Source organism: Methylobacterium sp. 092160098-2, assembly GCF_028920805.1.
GTDB lineage: Bacteria > Pseudomonadota > Alphaproteobacteria > Rhizobiales > Beijerinckiaceae > Methylobacterium > Methylobacterium fujisawaense.
The window spans coordinates 625,447-641,178 of sequence record NZ_JAQPZJ010000001.1 but is presented as its reverse complement, the minus strand read 5'-3'; the positions used below and the strand labels follow the sequence as shown (position 1 = coordinate 641,178).

The following is a 15,732-nucleotide window of genomic DNA, read 5'->3' as shown; positions in this document are numbered from 1 at the left end:
CGTCGCTCCGCGCGCAACGGTCCAGGCACGCGTCGAAGCGGCGACTGGCGGCTCTCGTGCGCGAGCGGCCGTACACCCCGGTGGGATTTGCCGGCGGATTGAGCCGTCGCGGCTTCTGCATGCTCCGCGGGGGCACCGTCTGGACCCCGGCCGCGCGCCCAAATCTGCTTTGCCGTCTTGAGGACCAGTCGTGACGACCACGGACGTGAAGCGCCCGCCGCGCATCCTCTCGATCGACGCCTTGCGCGGGCTGGTGATGCTCCTGATGCTCGTCGACCACGTGCGCGAGTTCTTCTACCTTCATGCGCAGGTCCGAGACCCCATGGACCTCGCCGCGACGCCGCCGGACCTGTTCCTGACGCGGGCGTCCTCACACCTCTGCGCGCCGCTCTTCATCCTGCTCACCGGCCTTTCGGCCAGCCTTTATGGGCAGAAGCACGGTCCGCGAGCGACCGCCGCCTTCCTGCTCAAGCGCGGGCTGCTCCTGATCCTGCTGGAAGTGACGCTCGTCAATGTCGCCTGGGCCGGCAGCTTCTGGCCGCCGATCCTTTATCTGCAGGTGATCTGGGTGATCGGCCTGTGCATGATGGCGCTGGCCGCGTTGCTCTGGCTGCCGCGGGTTCTCCTCGTGACCGGAGCCCTGGCGCTCATGCTCGGTCATAACCTGCTCGACGGGCTCGTGCTCCAAGCAGACGAGCCGGGCTACGTGCTCTGGTCCATCCTGCACCAGCGCGGGATGATCGCGTTGCCCTGGGGCGGCGTGGCCCGGACTTCGTACCCGCTCCTGCCCTGGATCGGCGTGATCGCGGCAGGCTACGCACTCGGGCCGCTTTTCACGGGAGCGGTCAACGAAACGCGCCGTCGCGCTTGGCTCGCCGGGCTCGGGGCGGCCGCCCTCGTCGCCTTCCTCGTCCTGCGCGCGCTCAACGGTTACGGCGAACCGGTGGCGTGGCAGCCAGGCCGCACGCCCCTCGCCACCGCGTTGTCCTTCGTCAATCTGACCAAGTACCCGCCGTCCGCCGATTTCCTGCTGCTGACGCTCGGGCTGGGCCTCTGCCTGCTGACGCTGTTCGAGGTGGTTCCGGCGCGGCTCGTCGGCTGGCTGCGCGTCTTCGGCGGCGCGCCGCTGTTCTTCTACCTGCTCCACCTTGCGCTCCTGCGTCTCCTGTATGATGGAGCCGCGACGGTCGGTCTGGTTGGGGCTTCGGGACGGGTCGAGGCTGGCTCACCGGCGGCGCTCTGGCTCATCGCCGCCGCTGTCAGCATTCCCCTCTGGATGGCCTGCCGTTCGATGGTACGGCTGAAACGATCCGGGAGATGGCCGGCATTGAGCTATCTCTGAGAGCACGAAGATCGCCCCAGTTAGAGCAGAGAGCGGGACAACGGACGTCCCATTGGTGACGGATAACCCAACAGATGCGGGGGAGGGGCCTGGCCGGCATCGTCCGACGGCGCAGGGTCTGCACCGCGGGTCGCGATCCGGCGGCGGCCGCGTCTGCCAGTCCGGCCGAGGGTCGCAAGACGTGGGCAACCGCGACACCGAGCGCCTCGCCGAGACGGGGATCGGCCTGGTCGAGACCGAGGTGAACCATCGACGCGGGCCGTGGCGGATGCTGCTGTCGGCTGCCAGCGCGACAATCTCGGTCTTCACCACGCCCGACTTCGCGGATCGAACGCGATCCGTTACTCAATTGAGGAATGTTCTCAAGACAAGAATCCGGCCGAAGCTGCGCAGCGTCTTGTGCGGGAATCTCCGAAGCACTGGTAGAATCGATCCTCGTGCCCACGCCGAGCGCGGAGGAGCGCACATGAAGGACTTCGGTTCGACGCCACATCCAGTCCGGAAAGACGCGCCAAGGGAGATTCGGCTCGACGTGGTGGCAGGCCTTACGGCTGCGGCCGTCGTCCTGCCCAAGGCGATGGCTTTCGCCACCGTGGCTGGACTGCCAGTAGCGGTCGGTCTCTATACGGCTTTCGTTCCCGCGCTCATCTACGGTCTCCTGGGCTCGTCCCGCGTGCTCAGCGTCAGCTCGACGACGACACTGGCCATCTTGACCGCGGCAGAACTCGGCAGCGTGGTCCCTGACGGCGATCCGGCGAAGCTCGCCACCGCGACGGCGACGCTGACGGCCCTGGTCGGGGTTCTGCTCCTCGCCGCCAGACTGCTGAAGTTGGGCTTCGTCGCCAGCTTCATCTCGCTGCCGGTGCTCACGGGCTTCAAGGCCGGCATCGGAGCCGTCATCCTGCTGGATCAAGCTCCCAAGCTCCTCGGGCTGCACGTCGCGAAACAGTCCTTCCTTGCGGACGTGGTGAGCTTCTTTCAGCACCTGCCCGCAACCTCCCTTCCGACCCTGGCCGTCGCAGGGACCACGCTGACCGTGCTCGTCGGGATGGAATGGCTCAAACCGCACGCGCCAGCCCCTCTGGTCACGGTGGCGGCTGCCCTCATTGCCTCATGGCTGCTGGATCTCGGCGCCGCGGGCGTGTCGACCGTCGGGACAATCCCGCAGGGCCTGCCCTCCTTCAGCTTGCCCGACCCAGCGCTCGCTCAAGCACTCCTGCCGGGCGCGATGGGCATCGCCCTGATGAGCTTCACGGAGAGCATCGCCGCGGCACGGGCGTTCGTGAGGCCCGGCGATCCGCCGCTGGATGCCAATCGCGAACTGGTCGCCACGGGCTTGGCGAACCTGGGGGGAGCCCTGCTCGGGGGCATGCCGGCCGGCGGCGGAACGTCTCAGACCGGTGTCGTCCGAGCCGCTGGCGGCAGGACACAAGTGGCCTCGCTCGTGACGGCCGGGGCGGCTCTCGCCACGATGCTGTTCCTGGCTCCGATCCTCAGTCTCCTGCCGCAGGCGACCCTCGCGGCGATCGTCATCGTCTACTCAGCCAGCCTCATTCAGCCGGAGGAGTTCCGGGCCATCTACCACGTACGGCACATGGAATTCCGCTGGGCGATTGTGGCGGCACTCGGTGTGCTCGTCTTTGGAACACTCCAGGGCATTGTCGTGGCGATCGTGCTCTCGCTCCTCGGCCTTGCCCTCCAGACCGCCCATCCGCGGGTCTCGATCATTGCCCGCAAGCGGGGGGCCGATGTCCTGCGCCCCCTGTCTCCCGAGCACCCCGACGACGAGACGTTCGAGGGCCTTCTGATCCTGCGTCCCGAAGGCCGCCTCTATTTCGCCAACGCGCAGAACGTGGCCGATCGGATCCGGGCGCTCGTCGCCGACCGTGCGCCGCGCGTCGTCGCCCTCGACCTCAGCCGTGTGCCAGACATCGAGTATTCGGCGCTGCAGATGCTGCAGGAGGGCGTACGGCGGACCGACGTGACGGTCTGGCTCGTGGACCTCAATCCGAGCGTCCTCGACATGGTGCGGCGCGCTGGCCTCGATCAGGAACTCGGTCCGGATCGCCTGCTGTTCAACACGCGGGCAGCCATCGCGCGATACAGGGAGCTTCATCCGCGTTCGGCGCCGGACTAGCGCTTCATCTGATCTGGCCGGATCGTCAGCATCGGAGCCTGCGGCCGCGGGAAGGTTGCGGCACTCGGCCGTGGAGAAGCGCCCGAGGACGGGCGTCTGATGGTGTCCGAGGAGGCGCTGACCGTGCGGGCTGCTTCGGCGCGTGGTCTGGCCGTGAGCGGGGCGAAGACGAGTCCGATCGGATTGAAGCCGAAAAAGTCGGCCTGTCGGTGGAGCAACCGTCCGCCTCGATAGGCGCGCGAAGACCGCCGACCTTGCGGGCGGGCCGATTGCCGAGGACGACCGGGTCACCGCGCTTGAGCGCGCGGGCGGCGAACAGCAGACGCTCCGTCTCGACGGCCGCCTGCACGCCGTAGCCGACCATCCCCGTGCCCCTGCGAGTCGAGGTAAAGCTTCGGCAGCGTCGCGGGATGAATGTCGCGCAGGCCCGTCGCAGCCGGCGTCATGTCGGCGAGTTCAAGGACCCCGCGATCGCGCTCATCCGCGGACACATCCACAAGGCGAATTGGATCGGCCTCGGCCACTAGGCCCGGCTTGATCGCAGGCGTGCGACCTCGCGAGGCCCGATCTCAAGGTAGAAGCGGATCGCATCGTCGACCAGAGCGTCGGGCGTGACGCCCGCCGCCTTTGCGGCGCGCGTGATCTGGAGACCCAGCGCGAGATCGACGCGCAGGTCCGCACCCTGGCTCGGCGAAGCCGATGCGGGGGTCGCGGCAGGTATGGGCGCAGCATGGGTCCGCGATTCGGGTTTGCCGAGCTTCGCTTCGCGGCGGCCTCGGTGGACGAGAGCGTCGGCGCGCTCATTGAGACGGTCGCCGGCATGCCCCCGGACCCAGGTCCATTTCACGTCGCGCGCCGCGTTCAGTTCGTCGAGGCGCTTCATGAGGTCGACGTTCTTCACGTCACCCGTCGTCGTGCGCCAGCCTTTCGCCTTCCACCCGCGCATCCACTCGGTCACGGATTTGACGACGTACTGGCTGTCGCACCGCATCTCGATCGCGGCTCCGGCCGGGAAATGCTCGAGACCCTTGATCGCGGCCGTCAGCTCCATGCGGTTGTTGGTCGTCGTACCGGGTTCTCCGCCGCACAGCTCGACCGTGCCGTCCGGGGCCGCAACGACGACCCCCCAACCACCTGGCCCGGGGTTAGGGTCGCAACCGCCGTCGGCATAAACGATCGTTCGCATCGTGGCGTCAGCCCTTCCGTTTGGTGTGGTCGATGGGAGGCCGCCATCCATGCCCGAAATCGGCTGACGGACGGTATACCCACCCCCGGCCGGTGCCGCTGGAGAGCTGCGAGCCGGGCAGCACACCTGTCGCCCCGGCCACGCCGAAGGCCGGGCCTGCGAGGCGCCCGTCAGCACGATCGCGGGGCTCGCAAATCCGCTGCTCCTCACGGAGCGGCCACCCTGCAGCGCTTAGATCAAAACCCGATCGGTTGGGCAATGCGCGGAGCCGCCTGCGACCCGAGCATGTCCTTGCGAACGACGCGCACCGCATCGAATGCGGTCACTCCGAGAGCCCTCCGCCCATCGGAGTCGATCGGTGGGCGCGGAGACGGTGGGATCGTGGTCACCGGCATGCAGGACGGCTCTGCTTACCGAAGACGTCGCGGTCTACGGGGCGACCGCGCCGGTCCCCCGATGGGTCTCCGACGGACGCCGCGACCTGCGATGCGAAGTCGCGATAGGAGCCGCTTTCCAATCAGGCCCTGCTGCCGGGCGGCGACGATGAGGCCGAACTTCTGGTAGCCGATCCGGAATTCCCTGGGCGCATTCTGGGCGCGGACGCCGGCGCCGAGGCAGAGGCCGGACTGCCCCCGCACCGAACCTCCGTCGTCCCGCAACCGTGGTCGGTCATGAATTCCGGACGGGGATCACGGAGCCGCGGTAGCGGCTGCGGATGAACGCCGCGACTTCGGCCGAGGTCAGCAGCGTTGCAAGACGCTGGATGCGCGGATCCTTCGCCAAACCCTCGGTCGTGACGAGGACGTTCGCATACGGGTTGCCCTCGGCGCGTTCGAGGGCCAGCGCGTCCCGTGCGGGCTCCAGCCCCGCTTCCAGTGCGTAATTGCCGTTGATCACCGCGATCGCCACGTCATCGAGGGAGCGCGGCAATTGCGGCGGCGCGATCTCGACGAAACGGAAGTTCTTCGGATTCTCGAGGACGTCGTCCAAGGTCGCGTTCACGCCCGCGTCCTTCGCCCGCAGACGGATCAGGCCGTTGGCCTGAAGCAGCGACAAGCCTCGGCTGGTGTTGGACACGCTGTTCGACAGGGCGACGGTCCCGCCGGCCGGCACGTCCGCGAGCGACTTGGCCCGGCGGCTGTACAATCCCAGCGGCTCGATATGCACCGCCGCGACGACGGCGAAGCGCACCCCCATCGCGGCTTCCTCCGAGCGGAGGAAGGGCACGTGCTGGAAGAAATTGGCGTCGGCGTCGCCGTCACGCAGCAGGGCGTTCGGGCGGAGATCGCCCGAGATCTCGATGGTCTTGAGCGGCAGGTCGGGGGCGAGCTTGTCGGCGACGAACTCGAGAATCTCCGCATGCGGTACGGACGAGGCCACGACACGCAGGGGAGCCGTCGCGGCGCGCGCCGGCGCCATGCTCAGGGCCAGCGCGCCAGACAGGAAAAGACGACGGGAGTATTGGGGCACGGCGCACGCTTCTCGAAGAAAATTCTTGAACGATAATGCTTATATTCTTATCGCTCAGTGCTCCGCGGCATCAAGAGTATCGACTGTCGAACTTTCGCATGTTGGTAGGTCTTGCTTCTCGTGTCGTCGGGAAGATCGAGAGCGGAATTCTCTCAGCCTGATGCTGCTGCACTTGATCATGCCGAAGCCGCGGCGTACGTGGCGGCGAAGCGGCTCGCCGGCCGTGGCAGGCCGAGATGGTCGCGCAGGGTCGCGCCGGTATAGTCGCGGCGGAACAGGCCGCGCCGTTGGAGGATCGGGACGACCGCGTCCACGAAAGTCTCCAGACCATCCGGCAGCACGTCAGGCATCAGGTTGAAGCCGTCTGCCGCGCCCGCGCGGAACCAGGCCTCGATGTCGTCGGCGATCGCCTCCGGCGTGCCCACGACGATGCGGTGGCCGACGCCGCCGCCCAGCGCCCGCAGGAGTTGGCGGACCGTCAGCCGGTCCCGGCGCGCGAGGGCGAGCGTGCCGAGGAACATCGTGTGGTTGGCGTCGGGCGGCAGGGAGAGCGGTTCCGGCAGGGGCTTGTCGAGCTCGAGCCGTGACGGGTCGAGGCGCAACGTCCCGGCAAGACGAGCGAGACTGTATTCCACCGGCACGAGGTCCCAGAGTTCGTCCTGGCGGCGGCGTGCCTCGGCCTCCGTCGCGCCGATCACCGTGGCGAGGCCCGGCAGGATAACGAGCGCGTCCGGTCGGCGTCCGTATCGCGCGGCCCGCGCCCGCAGGTCCCGGGCGTAGGCGATGCCGTCCTCAACGGTCTGCGCCAGGGAGAACACCGCGTCCGCGGTGGCGGCGGCGAGTTCGCGCCCGTCTTCCGATCCGCCGGCCTGAAAGGTCACCGGGCGACCCTGCGCGCTCCGCGGCACCGTCAGCGGCCCGGCAACGGTGTAATGCGCGCCGCGGTGCTCGACGGCATGGACCTTCGCCGTGTCGATGAACCGGCCGCTCGCCTTGTCGCCGACGAACGCATCGTCCTCCCAGCTGTCCCACAGAGCGTGGACGAGATCGGTGAATTCTCGCGCCCGGGCGTAGCGTGCCCCGTGCTCCGAAGCGCCGGCGAAGCCGAAATTGCGTCCGGCGGCGGCATCGGCCGTCGTCACCACGTTCCAGCCCGCCCGGCCCCGGCTGACGAGGTCCAGGCTTGCGAAGCGGCGGGCAAGGTTGAACGGCTCGTTGTAGGTCGTCGAGGCGGTGGCCACGAGGCCGACATGGCGCGTCGCGGTGGCCAGCGCGGCGAGCAAGACGGTCGGCTCCAGGGCGTTGAAGGGCCGGTGGTCGATCCGGTCGTTGATGGCGGGCGTGTCCGCCAGAAAGACCGCGTCGAGCTTGCCCCGCTCCGCGATGCGGGCGACGCGCACGAAGTGGTCGAGGTCGAGGAAGGCATCCGGCTGGCTCTGCGGCAGCCGCCACGCGGAGGGGTAGACGCCAGCATGCAGCACATTGACGTTGAGGTGCAATTGACGGCCGCTCATCGACTCTCTCCGGATCAGCGGACGCGCGGCAGGATCTGCGCGGCGAAGCGGCGCATCTCGGCCTCGAAGGGCTGGAACTGCAGCATGAACAGGTCGATGCCGGCAGCGTGGAAGTCGCGGAGACGGCGGGCCACAGTCTGGTAGCTGCCCACCAGCCCGGCGGCGGTGCCGCCATTGGTGCCGACATGCCGGGAGGCGGCCGCATCGGTCTTGGCGAACATGACGCTCGCGGCATCGGTGCGGGCCCGGGTGTCGGCGCGCAGGGCCGCGTCGCGCTGGGCGAGGTCGAGGAGACGGTCCTGCTCGGCCTGCGCCTCCGCATCGGTCTCGCGGGCGATCACGAAGGCCGAGAGGCCGTAGCGCAGGGGGCCATTGGGGGCAGGGCGGCGGGCGACGACTTCGATCAGCGCCACGACCTCCGCGAGCGGCTGGCCGTTGATGAACCAGACATCGGCATGGTCGGCGGCAAGCGCCCGGGCGGGCTCGGATTCGCCGCCGAGATAGATCCTCGGCCGCGCCCGGAAGGTCCCGGCCGGGCGGAGCTGGTACTCCTCCACTTGGAAGTGCTGGCCCTGGACGGTCACGCGCTCGCCGCGCATCAGCCGGTCCACGAGGCCGATCCACTCGCGGCCGTAGGCGTAGCGCTCGTCATGGGCCGGGAAGGGCAGCCCGGCTCGCTCGAACTCGGCCTTGTTCCAGGCATTCACGAGGTTCAGGGCGAAGCGGCCGCCGCTGATATGCTCGATCTGCAGCGCCATCTTGGCGAGCACCACGGGGTGGTAAAGCCCGGGCTTGATCGCCGCGATGATCTCGATGCGCCGGGTCAGGGCCGCCAGCGCCGCCGCTCCTGTCCAGGCCTCCAGCTGATCGCGCTGCGGATCGTAGGGGTTCATCGTGTGCTGTGCGACCAGCACCGCGTCGAAGCCCAGCGCCTCCGCCTCCAGCACCAGGGCCCGATTGCGCTCCCAGCTGGCATCGTCCGGCTCGTCGGGATCGTGGTGGGCGGCGCGGGAGCCGTGGACGGCGGCCCAGATGCCGAACCGGGGTGAACCCGTCATGGCGTCAGCCCCGGCCGGGAGGAATCGCGAAGATCGGCACGGCGGTGGCGTCGATCCGGCGGGGGATGAGTTTCGCCTCGTAGAACACGTCGGCGATGGCCTGCTGCTCGCCGAGCTGCGCCCGCTCCACCGGCTCGACGGCATAGGTGCGGCGGCTGTTGGCGGCGGCCACGACGGCGGGCGGCAGGTCGCCCCAGATCGGAGCCAGCAGCGCCACGGCCTCCACCGGGTTCGCCTTCATCCACGCGCCGGCCTCGGCGAGCGCGCGGTAGACAGTCGCCACCACCTCCGGTTGCGCGGCGGCGAAGCTATCGTTGACGAGGTAGTACCGGTGATAGCTCGTGAGCCCGCTGCCGTCGGCGATGACCCGCACCGGGCGCTTCGCCGCCGCGAAGGCCAGGAACGGATCCCAGATCGACCATGCATCGAGGCGGCCCTGCTCGAAGGCCACGGCCCCTTCCGGCGCCTGAAGATAGGCGGGCGTGATATCGCCGAGCGTGAGGCCGTCGCGCTTCAGCGCGGCGGCGAGCACGTAATGGCTGCCCGAGCCGCGCGAGACGCCGACCGTCTTGCCCTTCAGATCGGCGATGGTGCGGATCGGCGACTCATCCGGCACGATGATCGCCTCGGCCGAAGGCGCCCCCCGCTCCCGGGCGTAGAAGGTGAGGGGCGCCTTGGCCGATTGGGTGAAGATCGGCACCGCATCGGCCACGTCGGCATGGATATCGACCGCGCCGGCATTCATCGGCTCGATCACGCTGGTGAACAGGTGCCAGGTCGGCGTGAAGCCCAGCGGAGCGAGCCGCTCGGCCAGCGTGCCCTTCACCTTGAGCACGGTGAACAGCACCGACGAGCGCTGCATGCTGATCTTCACATCGCGCGGCGCCGCGTGCACGGCAGGGGCACCGAGCGCGACGGCGGCCGCGCCGCCGAGTCCGGTGCGCAGGAGCGAGCGGCGGGAGGGCGCGATCCGCCAGAGGGTCTCGTCGGTCATCGAAGGCTCGCAACGCGGCAGGGAAAGAAGAGGGCGGCCCCGTATTGAAAGCCGCCCGGGGGCGCCGGATCAATGAAACGTGTTTTCGATTTGCCGTTGCAGCATGGCAGACCGTTCCTCGACGGGCGCTCGGAAAAGTATTCTTTCACTGTCGACGCCCTACAGTTCGGAATTCGGCGCCGATGATCGATATTTGTCGGATCACCTACGAATCATGGACCCGAAGAGGCAGCCTTTTCTCTCTGGGACGTTGAAGAAAATGAAAATCTCCGAAGCGTCTTCCTTGCAAGACCGAGTTTCCAAAAACGGATAGTGCAAGACCATTCGGCTTGAGATCCGGGAACAACTCACCGATTCCAGGGGCATCGCTGTCGGGCCGTCGGCCGGAATCGGGAAGTCGTGTTCATGTCTCAGACGGAAGCGGGCTGGGGTGCGGGGCCGAGCGGGCGCTACGAGGACCTCGCGGACCGGTTTCGGCCGGTCTTTGCCGAGATCCGCGCCACGGCGGTCGAGCGGGATCGGACCCGCCGACTGCCCCATGCCGAGATCGGCTGGCTGCGGGAGGCCAACTTCACCACGCTGCGCCTGGCGCCGTCCGAGGGCGGCCATGGCGCCAGCCTGTCGGAACTGTTCGCTCTGCTGATCGAGCTGTCGAGCGCGGATTCCAACGTCACCAATGCGCTGCGGGCGCATTTCGGCTTCACCGAGGATGCGCTCTGCTCGTCCTCGCCCGAATGGCGCGCGGCCTGGATCGGCCGGATCGGCGCGGGCGAGACGATCGGCAGCGGCGTCTCGGAGACGGGCCCCGCCAAGGTCGGCGCATTCGACACGGTGGTGCGCCGGCGTGACGGTGCCCGTGTGGTCGACGGCCGGAAGTTCTACACGACCGGCTCGCTGTTCGCGGACTACATCCACCTCTCGGCGGATGACGAGGCGGGCAGCCCGGTGACGGCGGCGGTGCCAGTGCGCGCGCCGGGGGTGACCATCGTCGACGATTGGGACGGGTTCGGGCAGTCGCTCACAGCCAGCGGCACCGCGACCTTCGAAGGCGTGGTGCTCGCCCCCGACCTGATCAAGCCTGATCCGGCCCGTTTCCCCTATGCGATGGCGTTCTTCCAGCTGGTTCATCTCGCGACGCTCGCCGGGATCGGCCGGGCGGCGGCGGACGACGTGGCACGGCTCGTGGCCGAGCGGACCCGCGTCTACAGCCACGGCAATGCCGGGCGGACGGCTGACGACCCGCAGATCCAGGCGGTGGTGGGGCGCGTGCGTGCCAACGCCTACGCGGCGGGCGCGATCGTCCTGAAGGTCGCGGAGGCCCTCCAGAGGGTCCACGACGCGCACCGGGCCGGATCGCCGGACGTGGAGCGTCAGGCGACGCTCGCCGATGTCGAGGTCAACCAAGCGGTCAGCGTGGTGACCGACCTGATCTTGAGTGCGACGACGAGCCTGTTCGACGCGCTGGGCGCCTCGGCGGTGAAGGTCGGGAACGGGCTCGACCGTTACTGGCGCAACGCCCGCACCATCGCCTCCCACAACCCGCGGATCTACCGGGACCGCTCCGTCGGCGCCTTCGCGATTTCCGGGGAGGCGCCGCCCCGGCAATACCGGGTCGGCTCGGCGTGAGGGGGCGACGGGCATGGCACGCCGCGACCGCATGCGCCTGGGCGCGTTCCTGTATCCCGGCGGCCACCACGTCGCCGCGTGGCGGCATCCGTCGTCCCAGGCCGATGCCGGGATCAACGCCGCCCATTACCGGCAGATCGCCCGGATCGCGGAGGCCGCGAAGTTCGATCTGCTCTTCCTCGCGGACGGCGTCAGCATTCGCGGGGACGATCTTGACGCCCTGAGCCGCACGGCGATCCGCTATGTCGGCCAGTTCGAGCCCCTGACGCTGCTGTCCCACCTGTCGGCGGTCACCGAGCGCATCGGGCTCGTGGCGACCGCCTCCACGACCTACAACGAGCCGTTCCATGTCGCGCGGAAGTTTGCCTCGCTCGATCACCTGAGCGGCGGCCGGGCGGGCTGGAACCTCGTCACCTCCGCCGATCCGCGCGAGGCCTGGAACTTCAGCCGTGAGAGCCATCTCGCCCACGCCAACCGCTACGCCCGAGCGGAGGAATTCGTGGACGTCGTCCGCGGCCTCTGGGATTCCTACGCGGACGACGCCTTCGTGCGCGACCGCGAGACCGGGCGCTTCTTCGATCCGGACAAGCTCGGCCTGCTCGCGCACGCGGGCGCGCATTTCTCGGTGAGGGGGCCGCTCAACGTCCCCCGGCCGCCGCAGGGGCATCCCGTGGTGGTTCAGGCCGGCTCTTCGGAGGCGGGCAAAGCCCTCGCCGCCCGCACCGCCGAAGTGATCTTCACCGCCCAGCAGACCCTGGAGGACGCGGTGGATTTCTACGGCGACGTGAAGCATCGGATGGCACGCCACGGCCGCAACCCCGACCACCTCAAGATCATGCCGGGCGCCTTCCCCGTCGTGGGCCGGACGGAGGCCGAGGCGCAGGACAAATTCGCGTCCCTGCAGGAGCTGATTCATCCGGTGGTCGGCCGCGCGCTCTTGCAGCAGCTCATCGGCGCCGATCTCTCGGCCTACCCGGACGATGCCCTCGTGCCGGATCTTCCGGAGACCGACGGCGGCAAGAGCCGTCAGGATCTCTTCCTCCGTCTCGCCCGCCGCGAAGGGCTGACGATCCGCGCATTGTACCTGCGGGCCGCCAGCGCCCGTGGACATTGGACGATCGTCGGCACGCCGACGCAGATCGCGGACGCCCTGCAGGAGCGCTTCGAGGCTTATGGCGCGGATGGCTTCAACATCATGCCGCCGACCCTGCCCGGAGGCCTCGACGATTTCGTTTCCCTGGTGATCCCCGAACTGCGCCGAAGGGGCCTGTTCCGGGAGGCATACGAGGGGACGACCCTGCGGGAGAATCTCGGCCTGCCGCGTCCTGCCGACCGGTTCTCCACGCCGCACGCCGCGTCCGACCGGGGAGCGGCATGACTGTGCCCCGGCCGCAAGCGCCTTCGACTTCGGATCGCACGGCCATGACCGACGACGACACCGATATCCCTGCCCGGCGGCGCTTTCTGGAAGGCGGTGTCGCCGCCGTTGCCGGTTTGGTGGCCGGACACCCGATTGATCAGGGCGACCGTTGGGTTCGCAACGACGAGGTCCCGAGATGTCCGGGCGCGCCGCCGGGATCCTGTCCTGACAGACGTCGCGCCAGTCGGTCGGCCTGGTTCCGGTCCGGGACGTGAAGCGGATCGATCTCGCCCCGGAACCGTGCCGGCTTCGGGGGACGTTTCTGCCCCTCGCCGTTCAGCCGAATGGAGCGCAAATCCGGATGCCCGGTCTTGCGGGCTTCGGCGATCCGGCGTGCGTTGGTCTGGCCGGAAGTCAAACGTCCGCCTTGCAGAGGGCGCGCTGCACAAGCGGACGAGTTCCAACCGATCCATGTCGGGCATGCGGAAAACCGCCTGGGCTTCCCGAAAGCGGGGGGATCGAGCCTCCGCGGGCGCCCAGGACGGTGTCTTCCACCCGAGGTCGGGAAGCATCGCTTCCCGACTGCGCCGAGGGTGCTGACAAACTTACTTCAGGCGCGCGGCAGCCCAGGCGATGTGGTCGGCCATGAAGGTCGAGATGAAGAAGTAGGAGTGGTCGTAGCCCTCGCGCATGTTCAGCGTCAGCGCGATGCCGGCCTTCTTGCAGGCCTCCTCAAGCAGCCAGGGGCGCAGACCGTCCTGAAGGAAGCTGTCGGCGGTGCCCTGATCCACCAGGATCTCGGGGAAGCGCTTGCCGTCCTCGATCAGCGCGGTGGCGTCGTGGGCGCGCCAGGCGGCCGGGTCGGACCCGAGGTACTTCTCGAAGGCAGGCTTCGACCAGCCGGCCGTGGACGGCTGTGCGATCGGCGCGAATGCGGAGCAGGACTTGAAGCGCTCCGGGTAGGTCAGCGCGATGGTGAGCGCCCCGTGGCCGCCCATGGAATGGCCGAAGATGCCCTGGCGCGACAGATCGGCGGGGAATTCCCGCGCGATCAGGGCCGGCAACTCCTCAGTCACGTAGCTCCACATCTTGTAGTTCTTCGCATAGGGCGCCTCGGTGGCGTCCAGGTAGAAACCGGCACCGGAGCCGAACTGCCAGTTGCCCTCTTCGTCCGGGATCCCGGGGCCGCGCGGGCTGGTATCCGGAGCCACGACGATCACACCATGATCGGCTGCCGCCTTGCGATACTCACCCTTGTCCATGACGTTGGCGTGCGTGCAGGTCAGCCCGGACAGGTACCACAGCACCGGGACTGGTCCCTTCTCGGCCTGGGGCGGCACGAACACCGCGAAGGTCATCGGGCATCCGGTGGTCTGCGCGTCGTGCTTGTAGACGCCCTGCGTGCCGCCGTGGGCGCGGGCCTTCGAGACGGTTTCCATCAGCTGTGATCTCCTGCTCGGGCGCCGAGAGCCCCGCTCGGGGGCCGGATCGCGGGCACCGGGGCTCCGGGAATGCGGGGGCGTGCGTGGGGCTCCCCGACCTCGCAGGCGGGGGAGCCCCGGATCTGTCTTCCTTAGTAGACGACCACGGAGCGGATCGACTTGCCCTCGTGCATGAGGTCGAAGCCGTGATTGATCTCCTCCAGCGGCATGGTGTGGGTGATCAGATCGTCGATGTTGATCTTACCCTCCATGTACCAGTCGACGATCTTCGGCACGTCCGTGCGTCCGCGCGCGCCGCCGAACGCCGAACCCTTCCAGACGCGGCCGGTGACGAGCTGGAACGGACGGGTCGAGATCTCGCGGCCGGCTTCCGCCACGCCGATGACGATCGACTCGCCCCAGCCGCGATGGCAGCACTCGAGGGCCTGGCGCATCACGTGGACGTTGCCGGTGCAGTCGAAGGAGAAATCGGCGCCGCCGCCGGTGAGATCGACGATGGCCTGAACCACCTTGTCGGTGCCGACCTCGTTCGGATTGATGAAGTCCGTCATGCCGAATTTGCGGGCCATGGCCTGCTTCTCCGGGTTGATGTCGACGCCGATGATCTTGTCGGCACCGACCATCCGGGCGGCCTGGAGCACGTTGAGGCCGATGCCGCCGAGACCGAACACAACCACGTTGGCGCCCGGCCAGACCTTGGCGGTGTAGATCACTGCGCCGATCCCGGTGGTCACGCCGCAGCCGATGTAGCAGATCTTGTCGAAGGGGGCGTCTTCGCGAATCTTGGCCAGCGCGATGGCGGGCAGGACCGTGAAGTTCGAGAAGGTCGAGCAGCCCATGTAGTGGAACACGGTGCTCGAACCGCCCGGGCTGCCGCCGGTGGAGACGCAGGAGAAGCGGCTCGTGCCGTCCGGCATCACGCCCTGGCCCTGGGTCGCCCGGATCGCGGTGCACAGGTTGGTGCGCTGGGACAGGCAGGACTTACAGTTGCGGCATTCCGGCGTGTAGAGCGGGATGACATGGTCGCCGGGCTTCAGCGTGGTGACGCCGGCGCCGACCTCGCGGACGATGCCCGCGCCCTCATGGCCGAGGATCGCCGGGAACTTGCCCTCGGAATCGAGGCCCGACAGCGTGTAGGCGTCGGTGTGGCAGATCCCGGTGGCCATCAGTTCGACGAGAACCTCGCCGGCCTTGGGCCCCTCGATGTCGATGGTCTCGATCGTGAGAGGCTTCTTGGCCTCCCACGCGACAGCCGCGCGCGTCTTCATCACAAGTTCCTGTTGTCTGGACGATCACGGACGGCGCCGAACTGCCGACTCTTCGGTGCGCCTCGCTCATGGGCGGCGCACCGAACGGTCCGGAAATCTGGTGCGTGTGTGATGCTTCTGGCGCTCGGATGCAACGTCTGCGTCCGCATTTTGACCCTGGCGTCCCGGTTCCGGCAGATCCGGGGAATGGGTCGCATCTGGATCCTGCATGGCGTGCGCCGACTGCGACGGTTGCACCAGGTCCGTCGCCGACGGGACCACACGGCTTGGCCGAAATCGACCCGTGGCTGTCCCCGACTCCGCTCGGCCATGCCCACGGTGCTGACGGGATCCGG

At 68.5% G+C, this 15,732-nt stretch carries 12 protein-coding genes and 1 pseudogene; 5 read left to right on the top strand and 8 right to left on the bottom strand.

Annotated elements, in window-relative coordinates; translation table 11 throughout:
• The first annotated feature begins 190 nt into the window (after positions 1-190).
• Positions 191-1,342, top strand: a complete 1,152-nt coding sequence (locus tag PQI07_RS02895; RefSeq protein WP_274925989.1) for an acetyltransferase domain-containing protein — start codon at positions 191-193, stop codon at positions 1,340-1,342.
• 466 nt (positions 1,343-1,808) lie between these two features.
• Positions 1,809-3,479 carry a SulP family inorganic anion transporter gene (locus tag PQI07_RS02890; protein WP_274927671.1) on the top strand — a complete coding sequence of 557 codons (1,671 nt, stop codon included), beginning with the start codon at positions 1,809-1,811 and terminating at the stop codon, positions 3,477-3,479.
• A gap of 18 nt (positions 3,480-3,497) precedes the next feature.
• On the opposite strand, the pseudogene PQI07_RS02885 reads toward PQI07_RS02890, so the two are convergent.
• From PQI07_RS02885 to PQI07_RS02860, 6 genes and pseudogenes are all read right to left on the bottom strand, one after another.
• Positions 3,498-3,783 (bottom strand): annotated as a pseudogene (locus tag PQI07_RS02885) (IS630 family transposase); the annotation flags it as partial.
• 219 nt (positions 3,784-4,002) lie between these two features.
• The gene (gene rnhA / locus PQI07_RS02880) at positions 4,003-4,665 is read right to left on the bottom strand and encodes a ribonuclease HI (protein WP_043382104.1); all 663 of its coding nucleotides are present in this window, start codon (positions 4,663-4,665) and stop codon (positions 4,003-4,005) included.
• A 669-nt stretch (positions 4,666-5,334) separates the two neighbouring features.
• Positions 5,335-6,135, bottom strand: coding sequence for a MetQ/NlpA family ABC transporter substrate-binding protein (locus PQI07_RS02875; protein ID WP_236952827.1), 801 nt, complete (start codon positions 6,133-6,135; stop codon positions 5,335-5,337).
• 176 nt (positions 6,136-6,311) lie between these two features.
• Positions 6,312-7,649: an LLM class flavin-dependent oxidoreductase gene (locus PQI07_RS02870; protein ID WP_274925988.1), complete on the bottom strand. Its 1,338-nt coding sequence runs from the start codon at positions 7,647-7,649 to the stop codon at positions 6,312-6,314.
• A gap of 14 nt (positions 7,650-7,663) precedes the next feature.
• A complete protein-coding gene (locus PQI07_RS02865; protein WP_043755204.1) occupies positions 7,664-8,707 on the bottom strand; it encodes an LLM class flavin-dependent oxidoreductase in 1,044 nt (347 codons plus the stop codon).
• 4 nt (positions 8,708-8,711) lie between these two features.
• Complete coding sequence (locus tag PQI07_RS02860) at positions 8,712-9,701, bottom strand: ABC transporter substrate-binding protein (RefSeq protein WP_091955193.1); 990 nt, start codon at positions 9,699-9,701, stop codon at positions 8,712-8,714.
• 405 nt (positions 9,702-10,106) lie between these two features.
• On the opposite strand from PQI07_RS02860, the gene PQI07_RS02855 reads away from it, so the two are divergent.
• The 3 genes from PQI07_RS02855 to PQI07_RS02845 are packed head-to-tail and all read left to right on the top strand — an operon-like array spanning position 10,107 to position 12,962.
• The gene (locus tag PQI07_RS02855) at positions 10,107-11,327 is read left to right on the top strand and encodes an acyl-CoA dehydrogenase family protein (protein ID WP_043760626.1); all 1,221 of its coding nucleotides are present in this window, start codon (positions 10,107-10,109) and stop codon (positions 11,325-11,327) included.
• Positions 11,328-11,340: 13 nt separating this feature from the next.
• Positions 11,341-12,705: an LLM class flavin-dependent oxidoreductase gene (locus PQI07_RS02850; protein ID WP_274925987.1), complete on the top strand. Its 1,365-nt coding sequence runs from the start codon at positions 11,341-11,343 to the stop codon at positions 12,703-12,705.
• A gap of 44 nt (positions 12,706-12,749) precedes the next feature.
• Positions 12,750-12,962: a hypothetical protein gene (locus PQI07_RS02845; RefSeq protein WP_274925986.1), complete on the top strand. Its 213-nt coding sequence runs from the start codon at positions 12,750-12,752 to the stop codon at positions 12,960-12,962.
• 330 nt (positions 12,963-13,292) lie between these two features.
• Here the strand turns inward: PQI07_RS02845 and fghA are convergent, their stop codons facing one another.
• Both fghA and PQI07_RS02835 read right to left on the bottom strand, forming a co-directional pair.
• Complete coding sequence (gene fghA / locus PQI07_RS02840) at positions 13,293-14,126, bottom strand: S-formylglutathione hydrolase (RefSeq protein WP_043347027.1); 834 nt, start codon at positions 14,124-14,126, stop codon at positions 13,293-13,295.
• A gap of 134 nt (positions 14,127-14,260) precedes the next feature.
• Entirely contained in the window at positions 14,261-15,397 is a 1,137-nt protein-coding gene (locus PQI07_RS02835; protein ID WP_043382090.1) for an S-(hydroxymethyl)glutathione dehydrogenase/class III alcohol dehydrogenase, read from the bottom strand.
• Positions 15,398-15,732: the final 335 nt, after the last annotated feature.